General features: G+C 71.4%; 19 protein-coding genes. 9 read left to right on the forward strand and 10 right to left on the reverse strand.

Annotated elements, in window-relative coordinates; all coding sequences use genetic code 11:
* Positions 1–41 precede the first annotated feature (41 nt).
* From DEJ46_RS08015 to DEJ46_RS08040, 6 genes are all read right to left on the reverse strand, one after another.
* Positions 42–1,448 (reverse strand): nucleobase:cation symporter-2 family protein, encoded by a 1,407-nt coding sequence (locus tag DEJ46_RS08015; RefSeq protein ID WP_150264855.1) that lies wholly within the window; start codon positions 1,446–1,448, stop codon positions 42–44.
* A 72-nt stretch (positions 1,449–1,520) separates the two neighbouring features.
* Positions 1,521–2,444, reverse strand: a complete 924-nt coding sequence (gene pucL / locus DEJ46_RS08020; RefSeq protein ID WP_055640662.1) for a factor-independent urate hydroxylase — start codon at positions 2,442–2,444, stop codon at positions 1,521–1,523.
* 5 nt (positions 2,445–2,449) lie between these two features.
* Positions 2,450–2,842 (reverse strand): hydroxyisourate hydrolase, encoded by a 393-nt coding sequence (gene uraH / locus DEJ46_RS08025; protein ID WP_150264856.1) that lies wholly within the window; start codon positions 2,840–2,842, stop codon positions 2,450–2,452.
* A complete protein-coding gene (gene uraD / locus DEJ46_RS08030; protein WP_150264857.1) occupies positions 2,839–3,363 on the reverse strand; it encodes a 2-oxo-4-hydroxy-4-carboxy-5-ureidoimidazoline decarboxylase in 525 nt (174 codons plus the stop codon). The genes uraH and uraD overlap by 4 nt, the downstream gene beginning before the upstream one ends.
* Before the next feature lie 155 nt (positions 3,364–3,518).
* Positions 3,519–3,857: a helix-turn-helix domain-containing protein gene (locus tag DEJ46_RS08035; RefSeq protein ID WP_150274222.1), complete on the reverse strand. Its 339-nt coding sequence runs from the start codon at positions 3,855–3,857 to the stop codon at positions 3,519–3,521.
* A gap of 44 nt (positions 3,858–3,901) precedes the next feature.
* Positions 3,902–4,153, reverse strand: coding sequence for a hypothetical protein (locus DEJ46_RS08040; RefSeq protein ID WP_078627122.1), 252 nt, complete (start codon positions 4,151–4,153; stop codon positions 3,902–3,904).
* A gap of 140 nt (positions 4,154–4,293) precedes the next feature.
* Here DEJ46_RS08040 and DEJ46_RS08045 point away from each other — a divergent pair, with 140 nt between their 5' ends.
* The 4 genes from DEJ46_RS08045 to DEJ46_RS08060 all read left to right on the forward strand — a co-directional run bounded on the left by DEJ46_RS08045 (position 4,294) and on the right by DEJ46_RS08060 (position 9,003).
* Positions 4,294–5,127 (forward strand): TIM barrel protein, encoded by an 834-nt coding sequence (locus tag DEJ46_RS08045; protein WP_150264858.1) that lies wholly within the window; start codon positions 4,294–4,296, stop codon positions 5,125–5,127.
* 55 nt (positions 5,128–5,182) lie between these two features.
* On the forward strand, positions 5,183–6,073 hold the full coding sequence (locus DEJ46_RS08050) for a 2-hydroxy-3-oxopropionate reductase (protein ID WP_150264859.1): 891 nt from the start codon (positions 5,183–5,185) through the stop codon (positions 6,071–6,073).
* A 211-nt stretch (positions 6,074–6,284) separates the two neighbouring features.
* Entirely contained in the window at positions 6,285–7,742 is a 1,458-nt protein-coding gene (locus DEJ46_RS08055; RefSeq protein WP_150264860.1) for a catalase, read from the forward strand.
* Between the two features lie 595 nt (positions 7,743–8,337).
* On the forward strand, positions 8,338–9,003 hold the full coding sequence (locus DEJ46_RS08060; protein WP_150264861.1) for an HNH endonuclease: 666 nt from the start codon (positions 8,338–8,340) through the stop codon (positions 9,001–9,003).
* On the opposite strand, the gene DEJ46_RS08065 is transcribed toward DEJ46_RS08060, so the two are convergent.
* Entirely contained in the window at positions 8,939–10,186 is a 1,248-nt protein-coding gene (locus DEJ46_RS08065) for an MFS transporter (RefSeq protein ID WP_150264862.1), read from the reverse strand. The genes DEJ46_RS08060 and DEJ46_RS08065 overlap by 65 nt on opposite strands.
* Positions 10,187–10,243: 57 nt before the next feature.
* On the opposite strand from DEJ46_RS08065, the gene DEJ46_RS08070 reads away from it, so the two are divergent.
* Positions 10,244–11,215: an ArsR/SmtB family transcription factor gene (locus tag DEJ46_RS08070; RefSeq protein ID WP_150264863.1), complete on the forward strand. Its 972-nt coding sequence runs from the start codon at positions 10,244–10,246 to the stop codon at positions 11,213–11,215.
* Positions 11,216–11,281: 66 nt separating this feature from the next.
* Here DEJ46_RS08070 and gcl read toward each other — a convergent pair whose 3' ends face one another.
* Positions 11,282–13,069: a glyoxylate carboligase gene (gcl, locus tag DEJ46_RS08075; protein WP_223834559.1), complete on the reverse strand. Its 1,788-nt coding sequence runs from the start codon at positions 13,067–13,069 to the stop codon at positions 11,282–11,284.
* A 234-nt stretch (positions 13,070–13,303) separates the two neighbouring features.
* Between gcl and DEJ46_RS40880 the strand changes: the two genes are divergently transcribed.
* From DEJ46_RS40880 to DEJ46_RS08095, 3 genes are all read left to right on the forward strand, one after another.
* Positions 13,304–14,695 (forward strand): hypothetical protein, encoded by a 1,392-nt coding sequence (locus DEJ46_RS40880; RefSeq protein WP_411757730.1) that lies wholly within the window; start codon positions 13,304–13,306, stop codon positions 14,693–14,695.
* 122 nt (positions 14,696–14,817) lie between these two features.
* The gene (locus DEJ46_RS08090) at positions 14,818–15,651 is read left to right on the forward strand and encodes a TIGR04222 domain-containing membrane protein (RefSeq protein WP_223834560.1); all 834 of its coding nucleotides are present in this window, start codon (positions 14,818–14,820) and stop codon (positions 15,649–15,651) included.
* A 19-nt stretch (positions 15,652–15,670) separates the two neighbouring features.
* Positions 15,671–16,186, forward strand: a complete 516-nt coding sequence (locus DEJ46_RS08095; protein ID WP_150264864.1) for a GNAT family N-acetyltransferase — start codon at positions 15,671–15,673, stop codon at positions 16,184–16,186.
* Positions 16,187–16,267: 81 nt separating this feature from the next.
* On the opposite strand, the gene DEJ46_RS08100 is transcribed toward DEJ46_RS08095, so the two are convergent.
* Complete coding sequence (locus DEJ46_RS08100) at positions 16,268–17,869, reverse strand: AMP-binding protein (RefSeq protein WP_150264865.1); 1,602 nt, start codon at positions 17,867–17,869, stop codon at positions 16,268–16,270.
* Positions 17,866–19,551, reverse strand: coding sequence for an AMP-binding protein (locus DEJ46_RS08105; RefSeq protein ID WP_150264866.1), 1,686 nt, complete (start codon positions 19,549–19,551; stop codon positions 17,866–17,868). Before DEJ46_RS08105 ends, DEJ46_RS08100 begins: the two co-directional genes overlap by 4 nt.
* 116 nt (positions 19,552–19,667) lie before the next feature.
* Between DEJ46_RS08105 and DEJ46_RS08110 the strand changes: the two genes are divergently transcribed.
* Complete coding sequence (locus DEJ46_RS08110) at positions 19,668–20,501, forward strand: helix-turn-helix transcriptional regulator (RefSeq protein WP_150264867.1); 834 nt, start codon at positions 19,668–19,670, stop codon at positions 20,499–20,501.
* The last annotated feature ends 11 nt before the right edge of the window (positions 20,502–20,512 follow it).

The raw sequence follows: 20,512 nt of genomic DNA on the forward strand, positions 1-20,512 counted from the left end.
CTTCCTTCATTCCTCGGGGGTGGTGTGGGCACGGCAGGACCCTAGGAGGATTTGAGTGCCGGAGCCGCGTGACGGCTCCGGGTGCCGAGATGGTGGAAGAACAGATTGAGCAGGACGGCGACGAGCGCGCCCGCGCTGATGCCGGATCCGAGCACGGTCTGCGCCCAGGCCGGGAAGTCGGCGTAGAAGGTGGGGGCGGCGAGCGGGATGATGCCCGCTCCGAGCGCCACGGCCACCAGGATGATGTTGGAGCTGTCGTCGAGTCCGGCTTCCGACAGGGTGCGGATGCCGCTGACCGCGATCGAGCCGAAGAGGACGATGCCGGCGCCGCCGAGGACGGGCATCGGGACCATCGAGACGACCGCGCCGAGGACCGGGGAGGTGCCGAGGACCAGCAGGGCGCCGCCGGCGACGGCGACGACGTACCGGGAGCGGACCCGGGTGAGCGAGACGACGCCGACGTTCTGTGCGAAGGCCGAGGTCGGGAAGCCGCCGAAGACGGAGCCGATCAGGGTCGCGATGCCGTCGGTGCGCAGGCCCCGGGTGATGGTCTGTCCGTCGCTGCGGCGGTCGCAGATCTCGCCGAGGGCGAGCATGCCGGCGCTGGACTCGGTCATGAGGACCAGCATCACGATGCACAGGGAGAGGATCGCCGCGGGCTGGAACTCGGGGGCGCCGAAGGCGAAGGGAGTGGGCATGGCCACCACGGGCGCCTCCCGCAGGGCCGTGAAGTCGGCCATCCCGAAGGGGATCGCGGCGAGGGTGCCGATGAAGAGGCCGAGCAGCAGGGCGATCTGCTTGACGAAACCCTTGCCGAAGCGCTGGAAGAGCAGGACGACGACGAGGGTGAAGCCGGCGAGCGCCAGGTATTTCATGGCGCCGAAGTCGGCGGCGTGCTTGTCGCCGCCCTGGGCCCAGCCGACGGGCACGGGCATCAGGGTGACCCCGATGAGGGTGATGACGACACCGGTGACGAGCGGCGGGAAGAACCGCAGGAGCTTCCCGAAGAAGGGGCCGACGGCGAGGCAGAGGGCTCCGGCGACCAGCACCGCGCCGTAGATGGCGGGGAGCTGGTGTCCGGGGGAGCTGGTCTCGGCGATGGCGAGCATCGGGGTGATGCCTGCCGAGGAGGCGGCGTTGACGAACGGGAGCCGGTTGCCGGCGAAGGTCCGTATGCCGAGGGTCTGCAGGATCGTGGCGCAGCCGGCGATGAGCAGGCTGGCGGCGATGAGCCGGGTCATCCCGGCCGTGTCCAGGCCGACGGCCTGGCCGATGATCAGCGGAGGGGTGACGACGCCCGCGTACATGGCGGCGATGTGCTGGAGTGCCGCGGGGACGAGCCGCGAGGCGGGAAGCTTTTCGTCCACCGGGTGGACCTGGTGGGTCGTGTCCGGCGGGGTGGAACACGGGCCTTCGGCGTGCGCCGGCCCCTTTGCGGGCTGTGCCATGAGAATCCCTCCGGTCCGGTGCACCGGCCCCGCCCGACTGCGGGCGGGCGGGGCCGGTCACACGGATGCCGCTTAGAGGTTGGTCATGTCGACCGGGATCTGCGCCGTCGCTCCGTCACGGAGGACGGTGGCCTCGATGAGGCCGTACATGCGGTCGGCGGCGTAGTAGACCTCGTTGTCGTTCTTCAGGCCGAAGGGCTCGAGGTCGACCAGGAAGTGGTGCTTGTTCGGGAGCGAGAAGCGGACCTCGTCGATCTCCGAGCGGTGGTTGATGATGCGCGTGGCCATCTGGTACAGCGTCTGCTGGAGGGAGTACGAGTACGTCTCCGAGAAGGCCTCGAGCATGTGCTTGCGGGTCTGCTCGTAGGACCGCTCCCAGTTGGGCATGCGCTGGTCGTCGTCGGTCCAGTTGAAGCGCCACCGGGCGGACACCTGCGTCGCCAGGATGCGGTCGTACGCCTCCTGGAGCGTGGTGTACTGGTCCTTGATGTAGCCCCAGAACTCCGAGTTGGTGGAGTTCATGACGACGAGGTCCTTGAGGCCGGAGATGACCTCCCACTTCTCGCCGTCGTAGGTGACCTGGGTGACCCGGGTCTCCTGGCCCTTGCGGGCGAAGGAGTGGTTGACCTCTTCGGCGCCGATGAACTTGGAGTTGGCGTCCGAGGAGGCGATGCGCTCCCAGGAGTACTCCTCGATCCGGATGCGCGCCCGCTTGATCGGCTCCTGGCTCGTCACGAAGTGGCGGGCGAGGTGGATGCCGAACTGCTCGGCGGACTCGATGCCGTACTCCTTGGCGAACGCGAAGATGGTGTTCTTCGTCGTGTCGGTGGGGAGGCAGTGGGCGTTGGAGCCGGTGAGGTGGACGTCGTCGAGGTCGCCGGAGAGGGCGACGGAGACGTTCAGGTCCTTGATGTGGTGGGTGTCGCCGTCCCGCGTGATCTTGACGACGCGGTTCTCTGCTTTGCCGTACTGGTTCTGGCCGAGAATCGTGGGCATGTCTGCTAGCTCCCTCGGTAAACGGAGTAGCCGAACGGGTTGAGCAGCAGCGGTACGTGATAGTGCTCGCCCGGCTCGACGGCGAACGTGATCGCCACCTCCGGGAAGAACGCACCGCTGTCCCTTACGCGGGGGGCGTCCTGCTGCGCCTCGGCTTGCTTCTTCTTGGCGAAGTACGTCTCGGTCTCGAAGTCGAGACGCACGTGGGTGGTTTCTTCCGGCAGGGCCGGCAGGTCCTTGCAGCGCCCGTCGGCGTCGGTGGCGGAGCCTCCGAGCGCGACCCACTCGGCGTCGGAGCCGCTGCGGGCCGCGAGCGTGATGGTCACGCCCTCGGCCGGGCGGCCGATGCTGGTGTCCAGGATGTGGGTGGACACCGAGGCCGTGGTGTCGGTGCTCATGCGGAGTTCTCTTCCTCGGAGGTCTCTACGAGACGGTTCAGCCGGATGCGGTTGATCTTGCCCAGTTCGGTGCGGACGATCTCCCGCTCCGTCTCGGGCGAGTTGCCGATCCGCTCACGGACCGCGTCGCGCATCTGCTCGCCGGTCCTGCCGGTGGCGCAGATGAGGAAGACATGACCGAACTTCTCCTGGTAGGCCAGGTTGAGCTCGAGCATCTCGGCCTTGAGCTCCGTGGAGGCGCCGGCCATCCCGCTCTGTTCGCGGGAGGAGGTCGGGTCCCCTGCCTTCGGACGACCGATCGGCGGGTGGCCCGCCATCGCGTCGGCCAGATCCTCGGTCGTCAGCTCGGCCATGGCGGCGTCGCTGGCGAGGAAGAGGGCTTCGGCGGTGGCGTACGGGCGCTGGGCGAGCAGTTTGCTCCCCCACGCCGAGCTGGAGCACACCTCGTGGAGCGTGGCGAGGGCCTCGCTGTCCGCCGAGGTGTTGAACCGGGTGAGACCCGGTGTCGTACCTGAAGTCACGGGAAGCCTCCGTGGCTGTTCTTCGCTGTGCGTCGGACGGGCTGCGGATAGCTAACGCCCTCCGCAACACGACGTCAACACTTTGTTGAAAACTCGGCCACACAAAAGCCGTCGTCCCGACATCTGGACGACGGCTTCCGGCCACACAAGATCAACTAGCTGCCCTCGGCGGCCTTTTCCCTGCTCAGGGCGGTCTCCCTGTTCAGGTAGTTGTACACGGTGAAGCGGCTGACACCCAGCGCCCCCGCCACCGTCTCCACCCCATGGCGCACCGAGAAGGCACCGCGTGCCTCCAGATGACGCACCGCTTCCTGCTTCGCCTTGCGGTCGAGTTCGGCCAGCGGCATCCCGTGCCGTCTTTCCATCGCCGCGAGGATGTGGTCCAGCGAATCCGAGAGCTGCGGGAGCCGCACGGCGAGCACGTCCTCCCCCTCCCAGGAGAGGACGACGTCGTCGGCCTCCGCCTGCGCGGGGACCAGCAGCTCCGCGCCCATGGCGTCGACCAGCGGCTTCACTGCCGCGACCAGCGGGTGTTCGGTCACTTCTCGCCCTCCCCGATCACATTCACCTGGAGGGAGACCCGGGTGGCACCGGCCGCGAGCGATCTGCGCAGCAGCGCGTCGACCGCGGTGAGCACCTCGTCGGCACCGCCTTCCGCGGTGTTGCCGAAGGGGCCGACGTCGACCGCGTCCAGTTCGGCCGACTGGATGACCTCTCGGGCCACGACCGCGTGCGCCGGCGCCTCGTCGAGGTCGAACGGCTCGGTCGTGAACTCCACTCTCAAACGCACCATGGACCCAAAGTACGGCCCCGCTCCGGCGCGCGGGAGCCCCGGACCTGCGGGGACCTCTTGACAACTGAGGCAACCCCCTTGCAACATTCCGTCAGACAGAAACTTACTTCCGCGATACGGAAGGAGCGCCGCCCCTCATGGGATACACGGACCAGCGCTTCGATGTGAACCTGTCGATCCTCTTCACGGAACTCCCGCTCCTGGAGCGCCCCGCGGCCGCCGCCGCGGCGGGCTTCACCGCGGTCGAGCTGTGGTGGCCCTGGATCGACACCGCCACCCCCGAGCAGAGCGAGCTCGACGCCCTCAAGAAAGCCCTTGAGGACGCCGGCACCCAGCTGGTGGGTCTGAACTTCTACGCCGGACAGCTCCCCGGCCCGGACCGCGGCGCGGTCTCGGTGCCCGGTGAGGAGTCCGAGCGTTTCCGGGCCAACATCGACGTCGCCGCGGACTTCGCCGCCTCGGTCGGCTGCAAGGCGCTCAACGCGCTCTACGGCAACCGCGTCGAGGGCGTGGACCCGGCGATCCAGGACACCCTCGCCCTGGAGAACCTGGTCCTGGCAGCCCGGGCCGCCGACCGCGCCGGCGCGATCCTGCTGATCGAGACCCTCAACAAGCCGGAGTCGTCGCTCTACCCGCTGGTGAGCGCCCCCTCCGCGATCGAGGTCGTCGACAAGGTCAACGAGGCGACCGGTCTCGGCAACGCCAAGTTCCTCCTCGACATCTACCACCTGTCGATGAACGGCGAGGACGTCAGCCAGGTCATCGCGGAGTACGCGGCCAAGACCGGCCACGTCCAGATCGCGGACAACCCGGGCCGCGGCGCCCCGGGCACCGGCGAGCTCCCCCTGGAGCAGCTCCTCGACGAACTCAAGAAGGCCGGTTACGACGGCTGGGTCGGCCTGGAGTACAAGGCCGCCGACGCCGCCGCGTCCTTCGCCTGGCTCCCCGCCGAGGCCCGCGCGGCCCGCTGACGCGCGGCCCGCCGTCCCCCTCCCCACGTACCACCAGTTTTTGAGAGGCACCCTCATGAGCAACCTTCCCAAGATTGCCTGGATCGGCCTCGGCATCATGGGCTCGCCCATGTCCGAGAACCTGCTGAAGGCCGGCTACTCGGTCACCGGCTTCACGCTGGAGCAGGACAAGCTGGAGCGGCTCGCCAAGGCCGGCGGCACCTCCGCCTCGTCGATCGCCGAGGCCGTGAAGGACGCCGACGTCATCATCACGATGGTGCCCGCCTCCCCGCAGGTCGAGGCCATCTCCTACGGCCCCGAGGGCATCCTGGAGAACGCCAAGCAGGGCGCGCTGATCGTCGACATGTCGTCGATCACCCCGCAGACCTCGGTCGACCTCGCCAAGAACGCCGCCGAGAAGGGCATCCGCGTCATCGACGCCCCGGTGTCCGGCGGCGAGGCCGGCGCGATCGAGGCCGTGCTCTCGATCATGGTCGGTGGCGAGCAGGCCGACTTCGACGAGGCCCTTCCGATCCTGGAGGCCCTCGGCAAGACCATCGTGCTCTGCGGCCCGCACGGTTCCGGCCAGACGGTGAAGGCTGCCAACCAGCTGATCGTCGCGGTCAACATCCAGGCCTGCGCCGAGGCCGTCGTCTTCCTCAAGAAGTCCGGCGTGAACCTCCAGGCCGCCCTGGACGTCCTCAACGGCGGTCTGGCCGGCTCCACGGTCCTGACCCGCAAGAAGGACAACTTCCTGAACCGGGACTTCAAGCCCGGCTTCCGGATCGACCTCCACCACAAGGACATGGGCATCGTCACCGACGCCGCCCGCAACGTCGGCGCGGCCCTCCCGGTCGGCGCGGTCGTCGCCCAGCTCGTCGCCTCCCTGCGCGCCCAGGGTGACGGCGGCCTGGACCACTCGGCCCTGCTGCGCGCCGTCGAGCGCCTCTCCGGCCAGCAGGTCTGATCCCAGGGGCCCGCCTTCGGGCCGGGCCCCAGCCCCTTCACCGGGGCCCCTGAATTCCGGCCGGCGGTGGCGCTGACACCTGTCCTGTCGCGCCCAGGCGTCGCCGCCGGCCGGAACACCACACTTCATTTTCAACAAACTGTTGACGTTACGTTCGGGCCGAATTTACGCTCCTCGGACCGTCAGCAGAGCTCCCGTACGGAAGGTCACGATGTCGAAGCGCGTGCTTACGACCGAGTCCGGCGCCCCCGTCGCCGACAACCAGAACTCCGCCACCGCCGGCGTCGGTGGCCCCATCCTCCTCCAGGACCAGCACCTTCTGGAGAAGCTCGCGCGCTTCAACCGTGAGCGGATCCCGGAGCGCGTGGTCCACGCCCGCGGCTCCGGTGCGTACGGATACTTCGAGGTGACCGACGACGTCACCGCGTACACCAAGGCGGACTTCCTCGGCGCGGTCGGCAAGAAGACCGAGACCTTCATCCGCTTCTCCACCGTGGCCGACTCGCTCGGCGGCGCGGACGCGGTGCGCGACCCCCGCGGCTTCGCCCTGAAGTTCTACACCGAAGAGGGCAACTACGACCTCGTCGGCAACAACACCCCGGTGTTCTTCATCAAGGACCCGATCAAGTTCCCCGACTTCATCCACTCCCAGAAGCGCGACCCCTTCACGGGCAAGCAGGAGGCGGACAACGTCTGGGACTTCTGGGCGCACGCCCCCGAGGCGACGCACCAGATCACCTGGCTCATGGGCGACCGCGGCATCCCCGCCTCGTACCGCCACATGAACGGCTACGGCTCGCACACCTACCAGTGGACCAACGAGGCCGGCGAGGCCTTCTTCGTCAAGTACCACTTCAAGACGAACCAGGGCATCCGCAGCCTCTCCGCCGACCAGGCCGCCGAGCTCGTCGGCAAGGACGCGAACTCGCACCAGACCGACCTGCTGCAGGCCATCGAGCGCGGTGTGAACCCGAGCTGGACCCTCTACGTCCAGGTCATGCCGGCCGCCGAGGCCGCGGAGTACCGCTTCAACCCGTTCGACCTCACCAAGGTGTGGCCGCACAGCGACTACCCGCTGCAGCGCGTGGGCCGCCTGGTCCTCGACCGCAACCCGGAGAACGTCTTCGCCGAGGTCGAGCAGGCCGCCTTCTCCCCGAACAACTTCGTCCCGGGCATCGGCCCCTCGCCGGACAAGATGCTCCAGGGCCGTCTCTTCGCCTACGCGGACGCCCACCGCTACCGCCTGGGCGTGAACCACACCCTGCTGCCGGTCAACGCCCCCAAGGCGACCACGGCCGAGAACTACGGCCGCGACGGCTTCATGGCCACGCGCAACGGCTCGCGCCACGACAAGAACTACGAGCCCAACTCGTACCAGGGCCCGGCCCAGACCGACGCCGCGCTCTCCGCGCCGCTCGCGATCCACGGCTGGACCGGCACCCACGAGGCGCCCGCGCACACCAAGGACGACGACTTCTTCCAGGCCGGCGAGCTCTACCGCCTGATGTCCGAGGACGAGAAGAAGCGCCTGGTCGCCAACATCGCCGGCGGTCTCTCCCAGGTGTCCCGCGAGGACGTCATCGAGAAGAACCTCGCGCACTTCGCCGCCGCCGACGCGGACTACGGCAAGCGCGTGGAAGAGGCGGTCCGCGCCCTGCGCGAGGACTGATCCTCCAGCACCACCCAGACTGCGTAAGGCATCTGACGGGAGGTCAGTGCCCTACGCGGTCCGGATCGCCGGCCCGGATGAGGGGTGGTCGGCGGACCGGACAAGCGTGAGGACCGCGGCGGCGTCGAGCCAGTGCGGTGGTAAGGGCGTCGGGCCCTCTTCTTGACCTGAAGGAAGAGGACAGCCGGCACGCCCGTCGCCGCCGCCGCGGTCCTATCGCCCAGCCCCTTCCCCCAGGGGCCCCACAGACTCCGTCCGGCGGCGCGAACGTCCCACTCCCGACGCCGCCCTCGCACTGCGCCGCAGGCTTCGGGCGGCTGCGTCGGACTCCGTCCGCCGACCCCGGAAGCAGGTGCACCCACAGACTCCGTCCGGCGGCGCGAACGTCCTGTCGCGCCAGCCTCGTGCCGTCGGACGGGTACAACGGGAGAGCGTGGAACCAGGTTTACGGTCCCTGGTTCCACGCTCTTCTTCGTATGCGCGGGCATACGGGCGCCCAGCGCATCGTTTCTGCGGTGAAGATCCACACCCGCTCGGAGGAGCGCACCGCGATTCTCACCCCGTGCGCCCCGCCACCGGCGCTATCCACTGGTACATGATCAAGAACCTGATGCGCGGTCTCGCACCGCTCGCCCTGATCCTGTCCCCGCTCGCCGTCCCCTCCCCCGCGCTCTCCGCGGGCGTCATCCTCTTCCCCGACGCGCTCGCCGAACTCACCGAGGCCTCCGAGGACCCGGACGGCTACAAGGAGTCGGCGTTCCGCCACTGGAACCAGGGGCTCGACGCGGCGGACGGCTGCGACACCCGCTCCGAGGTCCTCATCGCCGAGGCGGAGGACGCCCCGAAGCCCGGGAAGGACTGCGCACTGACCGGCGGCCGGTGGACCTCGTACTACGACGGCCAGAGCGTCACCGACCCGGCCTCGCTCCGCGTCGACCACGTCGTCGCGCTGGAGGAGGCCTGGCAGTCGGGGGCCTCCGGCTGGACGGCCGCCCGGCGCGAGCAGTACGCCAACGACCAGGGTGCCGCCGCGACGCTCGTCGCCGTCACCGCCCGCAGCCAGAAGGAGAAGGCCGGGCGCGACCCCGCCGAGTGGGTGCCCGCCGAGGACTCCCGCTACTGCCGCTACGTCGGCGAGTGGGTGAGCACCAAGCTGCGCTGGGGCCTCTCCGTCGACAAGGACGAGATGGAGGCGCTCAAGCTGTTCGCCGACGGCCCGTGCGAGCAGACGGTCGTGATGCGCTCGACGGCGCCTCGGTAGGGAGTGCCGGGCCGTCGGCGGTCCGGTCGGCCCTCCGGTCGGCCCGGGCGAGCGCCAGGGTCACGGTGAGCGAGGCGAGGGCGAGCAGCACCATCCCCGTGCGCGGTGACGTGAACTGGGCGAGGGTGCCCGCGAGAGACGCGCTCAGCCCCTGGAGCGCGAGCATCCCGGAGGTGTGCAGCCCGAGCGCGTGACCGCCCAGCTCGGCCGGCACCAGGGCCATCAGCCGTTCCTGGTGCAGCAGGCTCGCCCCGAACCCGACGGCCGAGACGGTCACGAGCACGAGCACGACCGGCAGCCCGGGGTCGAGGGCGAAGAGCAGGAACGGGGCCGCGAGCAGCGCCTGGAGCGGGAAGCGGATCCGGCCGCGCAGCCGTGCCGCCACGAAGCGGCCGACCGCCACGTCCCCGGCCAGCATCCCGAGCGCGCCGCAGGCGAAGAGGAGCCCGGCGCGCTCGGGGGCGTACGGCACGAAGAGCGACTCGCAGCCGACGACCAGACCGTTCGGCACCCACAGGGCGAGGTAGCAGCGGAGGCGGGCGGGCGAGGAGAGCAGCCGCCGGTTGGTGCGCCAGGTCTCGGCGACCGAGGCCCGGCCGGCGGCGCGGGGCGGCCGCTCCCCGAGGCCGAGGCGGGACAGGAGCGCGGCGGCGAGGTAGAGGCCGGCGCCGACGAGGACCGTGCCGCGCGGCGAGAGCAGGGTGACCAGGACGCCGCCGGTGGCGAAGCCGACGATCTGCCAGATGCCGGAGGCCATGTTCATGACCGAGCGCCCGAGGAGGTAGTCCTCGCGGGCGAGGATCTCGTTCAGGAGCCCGTGGCGCACGCCTCCGCCGAGCGAGGCAGCGAGCCCTTCGGCGAGGAGGATCCCGAAGAGCGCCCAGGTCGGCAGCCCGGGGACCGCGAGGACGGCGGTGCCCAGGGCGAAGAAGAGCGCGATCCCGGCGAGCGCGGCGCGCGGCGGCAGCCGGTCGGCGGCCGAGAGCAGGGTGGTGGCGCCGAGCAGCTGGGCGAGCGAGGGCCCGAAGAGCGCCAGGGCGGAGAGGAGCGGGGAGCCGGTCGCGCGGAAGACGAGCGTGGCGAGCCCGAGCCCGGCCACCGTCTGGGCGGCGATCTGGGCGGATCCGGTGAGGAAGAGCGGGGTGAACTCGGGGGTGCGGAACAGGTCGCGGTAGCGGGGCATGCGGGGAGTCTCGGTGAGCCCCTCGACCGCCGGTATTGTTTCGCGGGGAGGCGAAACATGGGCTGGTGGCAGATCGGCACGGACACCCTGGCGGGGAGCGCGTTCGTGTTCTCGCCGCTCGCCGAGACGGTCGCCTCGCTCAAGAAGCTGCACGCCGGGTCGTCGACGCACCCGGGCGAGCGGGCCTGGCTCGACCGGCATCTGCCCGCCTACCGCGAGCGGCTCGCGGCCGAACCGCTCGACGCGCGGCTCGTGCGGGCCGCCATCGGGCCCACCTGGAACGCGGACTTCCTCACCCCCACTCCGCTGGGCGACCGCGAGCGGACCTTCGAGGAGGAGGTCGAGGCGGTCCTCGCGACCGAACCGGCCGATGCCGTCGACCAGTTGGCGGTGGCGATCGGCGGACCGGTGCCGGAGCCGCTGCGCTCGGCGCGCGACCTGCCGGAGCGGCTCGCGGGGGTGCTCGGCTGGGTGTGGCGGGAGACGGTGCTGCCGGAGTGGGCGCGGCGGCGGCGGATCCTGGAGGCCGACGTGACGGCGCGGACGGCCCGCCTGAGCCGGGACGGCTGGGCGGCGGCGCTCGACGAGCTGTGCCCGGGCAAGATGCGCTGGCTCGGCGACGGGCGGCTCCAGGTCAACACCCGTGACTATCCGGTGCGTTCGATCGTCAAGGGGCGGCTGCTGCTCGTCCCGGTGACGCCGGTGACCGGCTGGGTGTCATGGGAGGGGACGGAGCGGAGCGCGATCGTCTATCCCTGCGCGGGAGTTCTGGCCGACACGGCGGGACCCGTCGTGCCCGAGGCGCTCGGCACGCTGCTCGGACCGGCGCGGGCCGGCGTGCTCGTACGCCTCGGATCGCCTTTGTCCACCAGCCAGTTGGTGGCGCTGACCGGGCAGGGCCTCGGCTCGGTGGGCCGGCATCTGAAGGTGCTGCTCGACGCCGGACTCGTACGGCGGGGGCGGGCGGGCCGCTCGGTGCTGTACGAGTGGACGGACGCGGGCGCGGTACTCGTACGGGCACAGCGCTGAGACGCGGGAGACCCCCGCCCCGGTGCTCCTCGGGGCGGGGGTCGGTCCCTCTGGCGAGGGGGACGATCAGACCTTGAGGGCCTTGATCGCGGTCGGCGCGTGGCCGGGCTCGGTCGCGAGCTCCTCGAACTCGGTGACGTCGCTCATGTCGACCGTCTTGCTCATCGCGATGTTGGTGATGCGCTCCAGGATGGCCTCGACGACGACCGGGACCTGGTACTCGACGGCCAGCTTCTTGGCCTCCTCCAGCGCCTCGCCCAGCTTGTCCGGGTCGGTGACGCGGATGGCCTTGACGCCCAGGCCCTCGGCGACCTTGACGTGGTCGACGCCGTAGACGCCGATCTCCGGGGTGTTGATGTTCTCGAACTCGAGGTTGACCTCGAAGTTGATGCCCAGACCACCCTGCGCCTGGCGGATCAGGCCGAGGTAGGCGTTGTTCACGAGGACGTGGACGTAGGGGACCTTGTGCTGGGCGGCGACCGCCAGCTCCTCGATCATGAACTGGAAGTCGTAGTCGCCGGAGAGGGCGACGACCGGGGTCTCCGGGTCGGCGGTGGCGGCGCCGATGGCGGCCGGGATGGTCCAGCCGAGCGGGCCGGCCTGGCCGCAGTTGATCCAGTGGCGCGGCTTGTAGACGTGCAGGAACTGCGCGGCCGCGATCTGGGAGAGGCCGATGGTGGTGACGTAGCGGGTCTCCGGGCCGAAGGCCTTGTTCATCTCCTCGTAGACGCGCTGGGGCTTGATCGGGATGTTGTCGAAGTTCGTGCGGCGCTGGAGGGTGGCCTTGCGCTCCTGCGCGGAGGCGGCCCAGGCGGAGAAGTCGGGCAGCTTGCCCTCGGCCTTCAGCTCCTTGGCGATCTCGATGAAGAGCTCCAGCGCGACCTTGGCGTCGGAGGCGATGCCGTAGTCCGGGGCGAAGATCTTGCCGAGCTGGGTGGGCTCGATGTCGACGTGGACGAACTTCCGGCCCTTGGTGTACGCGTCCAGGTTGTAGCCGGTGTGACGGTTGGCCCAGCGGTTGCCGATGCCGAGGACGAAGTCCGACTCCAGGAAGGTCGCGTTGCCGTAGCGGTGCGCGGTCTGGACGCCGACCATGCCGGCGGCGAGCTCGTGGTCGTCCGGGATGGTGCCCCAGCCCATGAGGGTGGAGATGACCGGGATGTTGGTGAGCTCGGCGAACTCGACGAGGAGGTCGGTGGCGTCGGCGTTGATGATGCCGCCGCCCGCGACGATCAGCGGGCGCTCGGACTCCAGGAGGAAGCTCAGCGCCTTCGCGGCCTGGGCACGGCTGGCCTGCGGCTTGTAGACCGGCAGGGGCTCGTAGGTCTCCGGGTCGAACTCGATCTCGGCCAGCTGGACGTCGATCGGCAGGTCGATGAGGACCGGGCCGGGACGGCCGGAGCGCATCAGGTGGAAGGCCTGCTGGAAGACGCCGGGGACCTGCGCGGCCTCCAGGACGGTCGTGGCGGCCTTGGTGACCGGCTTGGCGATCGAGGCGATGTCGACAGCCTGGAAGTCCTCCTTGTGGAGCTTCGAGACCGGGGCCTGGCCGGTGATGCAGAGGATCGGGATCGAGTCCGCGATGGCCGAGTACAGGCCGGTGATCATGTCGGTGCCGGCCGGGCCCGAGGTGCCGATGCAGACGCCGATGTTGCCGGCCTTGGCACGCGTGTAGCCCTCGGCCATGTGGGACGCGCCCTCGACGTGACGAGCCAGCGTGTGGCTGACGCCACCGACGTTCTTGAGCTCGCGGTAGAAGGGGTTGATCGCCGCGCCGGGCACGCCGAACGCGTTGGTGACGCCTTCGCGCTTGAGGATCTCAACGGCCGCTGCGGCGGCGGTCATACGAGGCATGGGAGTGCTCCTGCTTCGGCCGGTCGGAAGGTGGCGCACCCGGCTGCTCGGTGAGCCCGGGAGGCCTGTTTCCGTAATGCGGAAATACTGTTCTGCTATACGGAAGCAATGTAGGTCGGCTCGCGGAGAGCCGTCAAGAGAAGTCCGCAGCGCGGGATCAGCGAAGTGGCCGAACTCCTCCCCCGAGGTGGCCGATGGGTGGACGATGGGACCGAACGACAGGGGGTAGGGGTTGTGGCTGAGTCGGTACCGGTGCGCTGCCCGGAGTGCCAGCGGACGCAGGCGTACGCGGCGCCTGTCTTCCCCTGCGCGTGCGGAAGCCCGGTCGCGCCGCCGGTGACGGCGGGCGCGACGGCGGAACCGATCACGCACCGCAACTGGACGGACGAGTGGGTCACCGTGCGCTGCGGCGCCTGCGGCCGCGAGGACGACTGGCCCCACCCGGAGCTCGGCTGCGCCTGCGGCACGGTCCTCCGGGTCCCGGTCCGACCGGTGGGCGCGGAGATCGGCACGGAGCCCGGCGCAGCCGGCGGGACGGAGGAACCGCGAGCGGCGGGGAGCCCGGGGCACACCCCGACGTGGCCCCCTGCCCCGCCTTCCGCCCCACAGGTCCCACAAGCTCCGCATGCTCCTCAGAGCCCTCAGGGCTCTCTGACCCCGCCTTCCCCGGGCGGGCCGTCGTCCGGTGCGTCGCCCTCCGGTACGTCCCCGGGGGCCGACCCGCGGGGCGGCCACGGCGCGGCACCCCGTGACCCGGGTGGTCCCGGACTCACGCCCCCGACGGCCGCCGGTGGCACCTTCGGCGGCGCCCGGCCGGAAACGGCGCCCTTCCGCCCCGGCACGGACGCGCTGAGCACGGACGGGCTCGGGACGGCCGGACTCGGTGCGGACGGACTCGGCGCCGACGGGCTGGGCACGGACGGCCTCGGCGCCGACGGGCTGGGCACGGACGGCCTCGGCGCCGACGGGCTGGGCACGGACGGGCTCGGCGCGGACGGGCTGAGCCCGGATGGCCTCGGCGCCGACGGGATCGGTACGCGCGGGCCCGGCGGCCCGGTCAGGCCGCGGGCGGTCGAGCCCGGCTCGGAGTGGTTCGGTACGGGCCCCGCCGGGCGCGACGACCGCACCCCCGGTGGCCGGGACGTCCCGCCCGGGGCCCGCGGCGCGCACCGCACCTTCGCCGAGCGGTACCCCGCGCACATCCCGCTGCCGCCCACGGCCCCGCGCCCGGCGCCGGCGCGGGGCGCCTTCCGGCCGGTGACGATCCGGACCGCGAGGGACGCGGTGGCCGCTGCCGCCGGGTACCTCCGCTGGCTCGGCTTCCGGGACGTGGTCCAGCCCGAGGACCGCCCCGTCTCCGGGGTGGACCTGCGGGCTCCTGGCCTTGTCGCCCAGGTGGACCCGAGCACCCGGCCCGCCGGGCTGCGGGCCGTCGAATGCCTCTGGCTCAACGGTCTGAGCACCCCCGCCACGAGCGTGAGCGTGTTCTTCTCGCTGGCCGGCTACACCCCGGAGGCGCGCGAGCGCGCCGCCGAGATAGGCCTCCCGCTCTTCGTCCTGGACCTGACGGGCACCCCGCAGCCCGTCAACCACGCCGCCGACGAACTGGCCGCCACCGGCGCCTGACACCCCCGCCGAGGCCACGGCGCCCGCCCAGGGCGCCTCGCTGTCCGATCGTCATCCGAAACCGGCCATTCACGCGTGACGATCACGCTCCCCCGGGCACAACACTCTCGGGGGTGGCGTCAATGACGACGGCGATGTGGTGGTTCATCGGGGTGGCCTGCACGGAACTGGTGCTCGCCGCCGTGCTGTTGCGAACCCGCAGCCAGGAAAGCGGGGCGTGGCCCGCGGACGCCGAGCCGCCGCCGCAGGCGCTCGCGCTGCTGCGCGGAGGGCGCCGGGCGGCCGTCACGGTCGCGCTCGTGGCCCTGCACCAGCGCGGGGCGGTCGCCGCGGGCCGCAAACGTACGATTCGGGCCAACGGAGGGCCGGGCCGGACCCGTGACCCCGTACAGCTCGGGGTCCACGGGTCGCTGCACCGGGCCCTGGCGCTGCGGGCGCTCGCCCTGCGGCCCGAGGCGCGCCGGGCCGTGGACGCCCTGCGCGGCGAGCTCGGCCGGGCCGGGCTGCTGCGGCCGCCCGCCCGGCTGCGGGCCGCCCGCGTCCTGCTCGCCTGCGTACCGCTGACGGTCGGCGCCGGGCTGCTCGTCACGTGGGCGCGCCACGGACACGGCGGTGGGTACGAGAGCGGGCCCGGCGGTGCCGGCCTCGTCGCGGCCGTCGCCGTGCCGCCCGTCCTCGCGGCCACGGCGCTGCTGCTGCGCCTGCGGCCGGCCACACCGGCCGCCCGGGACCTGCTCGACGGCCTGCGGGAGCGGCATCCGCTGCCCGCCCACCGTCGTGAGGTGACGGACGGACGCCTCGTCCAGCTGTACGTGGCGCTGTACGGGGATCCCGCGCTCGCGATGTTCCTGCCCCGCTTCTCCCGGGACGGCGGGCTGCTCGACCGCCCGGGCGAGGCGGACGAGAACCGGCCGTCCCCGGAGCCGGGCGGGGGGACGGGCCGCACCGCTCGCTGACCTCGCGCCATACTGTCGTATGCGCATCAGAGCGGCCGCTCCGGCCGAACTCCCGCTGCTCCAGGACATCGAACGGGCGGCGGGCGAGCCGTTCCGTTCTCTCGGCATGGCGGCGATCGCCGACGACGACCCGCTGCCCCTGGACGTTCTGGAGGCGTACCGCCGCGAGGGCCGGGCCTGGGTGGCGGTGGACACCGCCGACCGTCCGGTCGCCTATCTGCTGGCCGACACGGTCGACGGCTCCGCCCACATCGAGCAGGTGTCGGTGCACCCGGACGCCGCCCGCCGGGGCGTCGGACGGGAGCTGATCGAGCACCTGGCGGCGGCCGCCAGGGAGCAGGGCCTGACGGCCCTCACCCTGACGACGTTCACCGAAGTCCCGTGGAACGCCCCGTACTACACCCGGCTCGGCTTCCGCCCGCTCGCCGAATCCGATCCGGAGCTCACGGAGGGGCTGCGCGCGATCAGCCGCGCGGAGGCGGCCCACGGCCTCTCGGTCTGGCCCCGGGTGTGCATGCGTCGGGAGGTCTGCTGACGCGGGCCCGTCCGCTGACGTCTGCGGACGTCAGCGGACCTCAGCAGGCCTCAGCGGATCACGGCGGATCACGGGGCTCGTTCACCCGTTCCCGTACCGCTCCCGCAGCTCCACCTTCCGCACCTTGCCGCTGACCGTCATGGGGAACTCGCCGAGGATCTCCACCCTGCGCGGGATCTTGTAGTGGGCGAGCCGGTCGCGGCAGAAGGCGGTGATCTCCTCCAGGCCCGGCGGGTCGGCCGGGTCGCGGGGGATCACACAGGCCAGGATCTCCTCGCCGTACCGCGCGTCGGGCACGCCGACGACCTGGACGTCGGCGATCTTGGCGTGCCCGTAGAGGAACTCCTCGATCTCTCGCGGGTACACGTTCTCCCCGCCCCGGATGATCATGTCCTTGATGCGGCCGACGATCTGGACGTAGCCGTCGTCCCGCATCACCGCCAGGTCTCCGGTGTGCATCCAGCGGCCCGCGTCGATCACCTCGGCGGTCTTCTCCGGCTCGTCCCAGTAGCCGAGCATCACGCTGTAGCCCCGGGTGCACAGCTCCCCCGCCGTGCCGCGCTCCACGGTGAGCCCGGTCGCCGGGTCGACGATCTTGACCTCGACGTGCGGCAGGACCCGGCCGACGGTGCCGGTACGGCGCTCCAGGTCGTCGTCGCGCCGGGTCTGGGTGGAGACGGGCGAGGTCTCGGTCATGCCGTAACAGATCGACACCTCCGCCATGTTCATCTCGGCGACGACCCGCTTCATCACCTCCACCGGGCACGGCGAGCCGGCCATGATCCCGGTGCGGAGGGAGGAGAGGTCGTACGTCGCGAAGTCGGGGAGGCCCAGCTCGGCGATGAACATCGTCGGCACCCCGTACAGCGAGGTGCAGCGCTCCTCCTGCACGGCCCTGAGGGTGGCCGCGGGCTCGAAGGACGGCGCGGGGATCACCATGCAGGCGCCGTGCGAGGTGGCGGCAAGATTGGCCATCACCATGCCGAAACAGTGATAGAAGGGCACGGGGATGCAGATCCGGTCCTGCTCGCTGTAGGCGATCATCTCCCCGACGAAGTAACCGTTGTTGAGGATGTTGTGGTGGGAGAGGGTGGCTCCCTTCGGGAAGCCGGTGGTCCCCGAGGTGTACTGGATGTTGACCGGTTCGTCGCAGGAGAGTGGCTCGGGTCGCAGGTCTCCCGCCGTGCGGGCGAGGAGCGTGTCCCAGGTCGGGTCGCCGAAGTGCACGACCTCCCTCAACCCGGGGCACTCCTCCCGCACTTCCTCGACCATGGCCCGGTAGTCGCTCGTCTTGTGGGCGAGCGAGGCGAAGAGCAGGGAGATGCCCGCCTGGTTGAGCACGTACGCCAACTCATGTGAACGGTAGGCGGGGTTGATGGTGACCATGACCGCACCGATGCGGGCGGTGGCGTACTGGACGAGGACCCACTCGGCGCAGTTCACCGCCCAGATCCCCACCCGGTCACCCTTCCGGACGCCGCTGCCGAGCAGCGCCCCGGCCAACCGGTCGACGTCGGCGCCGAATTGGGCGTAGGTCCAGCGTCGGCCACTGGGGACGTCGACGAGCGCCTCCCGGTCGGGCCAGGCGGCGACGGCCCGGTCGAGGTTGGCGCCGACGGTGTCGCCGAGGAGGGCGCTGCCGGACACCCCGTGGGCGTAGGAGAGTTCAGCCGTCGCCGTCATCCGAGGTCCCCTTCCACGTACTCCTTGCCGCCGCCCTCGGCGGTGAGCCGGCGCAGTTCGACCCGGCGGATCTTGCCGGAGACGGTCTTGGGCAGCTCGGCGAACTCGATGCGCCGGATCCGCTTGTACGGGGCGAGGACGGCGCGCGAGTGGGCGAAGAGGGCCTTCGCGGTCTCCGCTCCCGGCTCCCAGCCCGCCGCGAGGACGACGTACGCCTTGGGAACGGCGAGCCGCAGCGGGTCCGGGGCGGGGACGACGGCCGCCTCGGCGACGGCCTCGTGCTCCAGGAGGGCGCTCTCCAGCTCGAAAGGGCTGATCTTGTAGTCGGAGGCCTTGAAGACGTCGTCGGCGCGCCCGATGTACGTGATGTACCCGTCCGCGTCCCGTGACCCGATGTCGCCGGTGCGGTAGTAGCCGCCCTCCATCGCCTCGGCCGTACGCTCCGGGTCCCCGTGGTAACCGGTCATGAGTCCCACCGGGTTGACGGACAGGTCGAGGCAGATCTCGCCCTCCTCCACGTCCGCCCGGCCGGTCACCGGATCGACGAGCGTGACGCGGAAGCCGGGGCTCGGGCGGCCCATGGAGCCCTCCTTGAGACGCTGACCGGGGCTGTTGGAGACCTGCACGGCGGTCTCCGTCTGGCCGAAGCCGTCCCGGATGGTGACGCCCCAGGCGCGCCGCACCGACTCGATGACCTCGGGATTGAGGGGCTCGCCGGCGGCGACGACCTCGCGCGGCGGGGTCTTCAGCTGCCCGAGGTCGGCCTGGATCAGCATCCGCCACACGGTCGGCGGGGCGCAGAAGCTGGTGACGCCGTGCCGGTCCATCTCGCTCATCAGCCGGGCCGGGTCGAAGCGCGTGTAGTTGTGGATGAAGACGGTCGCCTCCGCGTTCCACGGCGCGAAGAGGTTGGACCAGGCGTGCTTGGCCCAGCCGGGCGAGGAGATGTTGAGGTGGACGTCCCCGGGCTTGAGGCCGATCCAGTACATCGTCGAGAGGTGGCCGACCGGGTACGAGGTGTGGGTCTGCTCGACGAGCTTCGGCCGGGCCGTCGTCCCGGAGGTGAAGTACAGCATCAGCGTGTCCCCGGCGAAGGTCACGCCGTCGGGCTCGAAGTCGGCCGACTCCTGGGCGGCGTGCTCGTAACCGAGCCACGTCACGCCGTCGCCGCCGATCGCGATCCGGGTGTAGTCGCCGGGGACCTCGTCGAACTTGGCGGTGTCCTCGGCGCGCACGAGAACATGACGGGCGCGGCCCCGCTCGACGCGGTCGCGGAGGTCGGCGGGGCCGAGGAGGGGGGTGGCGGGGATGACGACGGCGCGCAGCTTCATCGCGGCGAGCATGGTCTCCCACAGCTCGGCCTGGTTGCCGAGCATGACGATGATCCGGTCCCCGGCGCGGACGCCCTGGGCGCGCAGCCAGTTCGCGACGCGGTTCGAGCGGGCGGACATCTCGGCGAAGCTCAGCTTCGTCTCGGAGCCGTCCTCCTCGACGATGTGCAGGGCGGTTCTGTCGTTGCCGGCGGCGATGACGTCGAACCATTCGAGCGCCCAGTTGAAACGGTCGGGCCGGGGCCAGGCGAAGCCCTCGTACGCCGTGTCGTAGTCCTCGCGATGGTGGAGCAGGAAGTCCCGGGCGGCCCGGAACCTCTCCGTCGCGCTGGTCGCGCTCGCTGCCGTCATGTGTCCTCCTCGTTGCGGGACCGGTCCCGGACATCGTGTAATCGGTGACCCAGGTCTCACTACCCCCGTTCGGGGGTGAACCAGCCGGCCATACAACGGACAACCGGGAGAGAACGGTGCGCGAGCACGGCGAATCGGTGGAGCTGCGCGGCGCGCTGCTGCGGCTGCGCCGCACCACCGGTCTCCCGGTGGTTTTCGGGGGGCTGCTCCAGGACGGCCGCGCGCTGCGGATCGCCGAGCTGAGCGGGGCGGTGACCCCGGCGCTGCGCGGGCTCGCGATCACGGCCGGCTCGGGGCTCGGGGGCAAGTGCCTGGCCCTGTCGCGGCCGTGCGCGGTGACCGACTACCCCTCGGCCCGGCACATCACGCACGAGTACGACGCGCCGGTCTCCGCGGAGGGGCTGCGGTCCGTGATCGCCGTGCCGGTCGTGGTCCGCCGGAAGGTGCGCGGGGTGCTGTACGGGGCACTGCGCGACGCGCTGCCGATCGGCGAGCGGGTCTTCGACGCGGCGGTGGCGGCGGCCCGGGACGTGGAGCAGGCGCTCGCGGTGCGGGACGAGGTCCAGCGGCTGCCGGCCCCGCCGCCCTCGGTGCCGTCCTGGGAGGAGGTGCGGCAGGCGTACGGGGAGCTGCGCGCGCTGGCTCCCCGGGTGCCGGACGCGGAGCTGCGGGAGCGGCTGCTCGTGGTGTGCGGACGCCTGGAGGCGGCCTCCGGCACGGCGGCGGCGCCGGCCTCGGGGCAGCCCGTGCCGGTGGTGTCGCTGACGCCGCGCGAGACGGACGTCCTGGCGGCGGTGGCCTCGGGGGCGACGAACGCGGCGGCGGCGCAGCGGCTCGGGCTGCGGCCGGAGACGGTGAAGGGCTATCTGCGCTCGGCGATGCGGAAGCTCGGGGCGCACACCCGCCTGGAGGCGGTCGTGGCGGCCCGCCGGGCAGGCGTACTGCCGTGAGCCACGAGCAG

This window comes from Streptomyces venezuelae, assembly GCF_008642375.1.
Taxonomy (GTDB): domain Bacteria; phylum Actinomycetota; class Actinomycetes; order Streptomycetales; family Streptomycetaceae; genus Streptomyces; species Streptomyces venezuelae_G.

Excerpts from the sequence above, each read along its gene's own strand:
- DEJ46_RS08070 (WP_150264863.1), top strand. The coding sequence starts at position 10,244 with ATGGGCTGGTGGCAGATCGGCACGGACACCCTGGCGGGGAGCGCGTTC.
- DEJ46_RS08095 (WP_150264864.1), top strand. The coding sequence starts at position 15,671 with ATGCGCATCAGAGCGGCCGCTCCGGCCGAACTCCCGCTGCTCCAGGAC.
- DEJ46_RS08090 (WP_223834560.1), top strand. The coding sequence starts at position 14,818 with ATGACGACGGCGATGTGGTGGTTCATCGGGGTGGCCTGCACGGAACTG.
- DEJ46_RS08055 (WP_150264860.1), top strand. The coding sequence starts at position 6,285 with ATGTCGAAGCGCGTGCTTACGACCGAGTCCGGCGCCCCCGTCGCCGAC.
- DEJ46_RS08065 (WP_150264862.1), bottom strand. The coding sequence starts at position 10,186 with ATGCCCCGCTACCGCGACCTGTTCCGCACCCCCGAGTTCACCCCGCTC.
- DEJ46_RS08045 (WP_150264858.1), top strand. The coding sequence starts at position 4,294 with ATGGGATACACGGACCAGCGCTTCGATGTGAACCTGTCGATCCTCTTC.
- pucL (WP_055640662.1), bottom strand. The coding sequence starts at position 2,444 with ATGCCCACGATTCTCGGCCAGAACCAGTACGGCAAAGCAGAGAACCGC.
- DEJ46_RS08050 (WP_150264859.1), top strand. The coding sequence starts at position 5,183 with ATGAGCAACCTTCCCAAGATTGCCTGGATCGGCCTCGGCATCATGGGC.
- DEJ46_RS08100 (WP_150264865.1), bottom strand. The coding sequence starts at position 17,869 with ATGACGGCGACGGCTGAACTCTCCTACGCCCACGGGGTGTCCGGCAGC.
- DEJ46_RS08060 (WP_150264861.1), top strand. The coding sequence starts at position 8,338 with ATGATCAAGAACCTGATGCGCGGTCTCGCACCGCTCGCCCTGATCCTG.
- DEJ46_RS08035 (WP_150274222.1), bottom strand. The coding sequence starts at position 3,857 with ATGGGCGCGGAGCTGCTGGTCCCCGCGCAGGCGGAGGCCGACGACGTC.
- uraH (WP_150264856.1), bottom strand. The coding sequence starts at position 2,842 with ATGAGCACCGACACCACGGCCTCGGTGTCCACCCACATCCTGGACACC.
- DEJ46_RS08015 (WP_150264855.1), bottom strand. The coding sequence starts at position 1,448 with ATGGCACAGCCCGCAAAGGGGCCGGCGCACGCCGAAGGCCCGTGTTCC.
- DEJ46_RS08105 (WP_150264866.1), bottom strand. The coding sequence starts at position 19,551 with ATGACGGCAGCGAGCGCGACCAGCGCGACGGAGAGGTTCCGGGCCGCC.
- gcl (WP_223834559.1), bottom strand. The coding sequence starts at position 13,069 with ATGCCTCGTATGACCGCCGCCGCAGCGGCCGTTGAGATCCTCAAGCGC.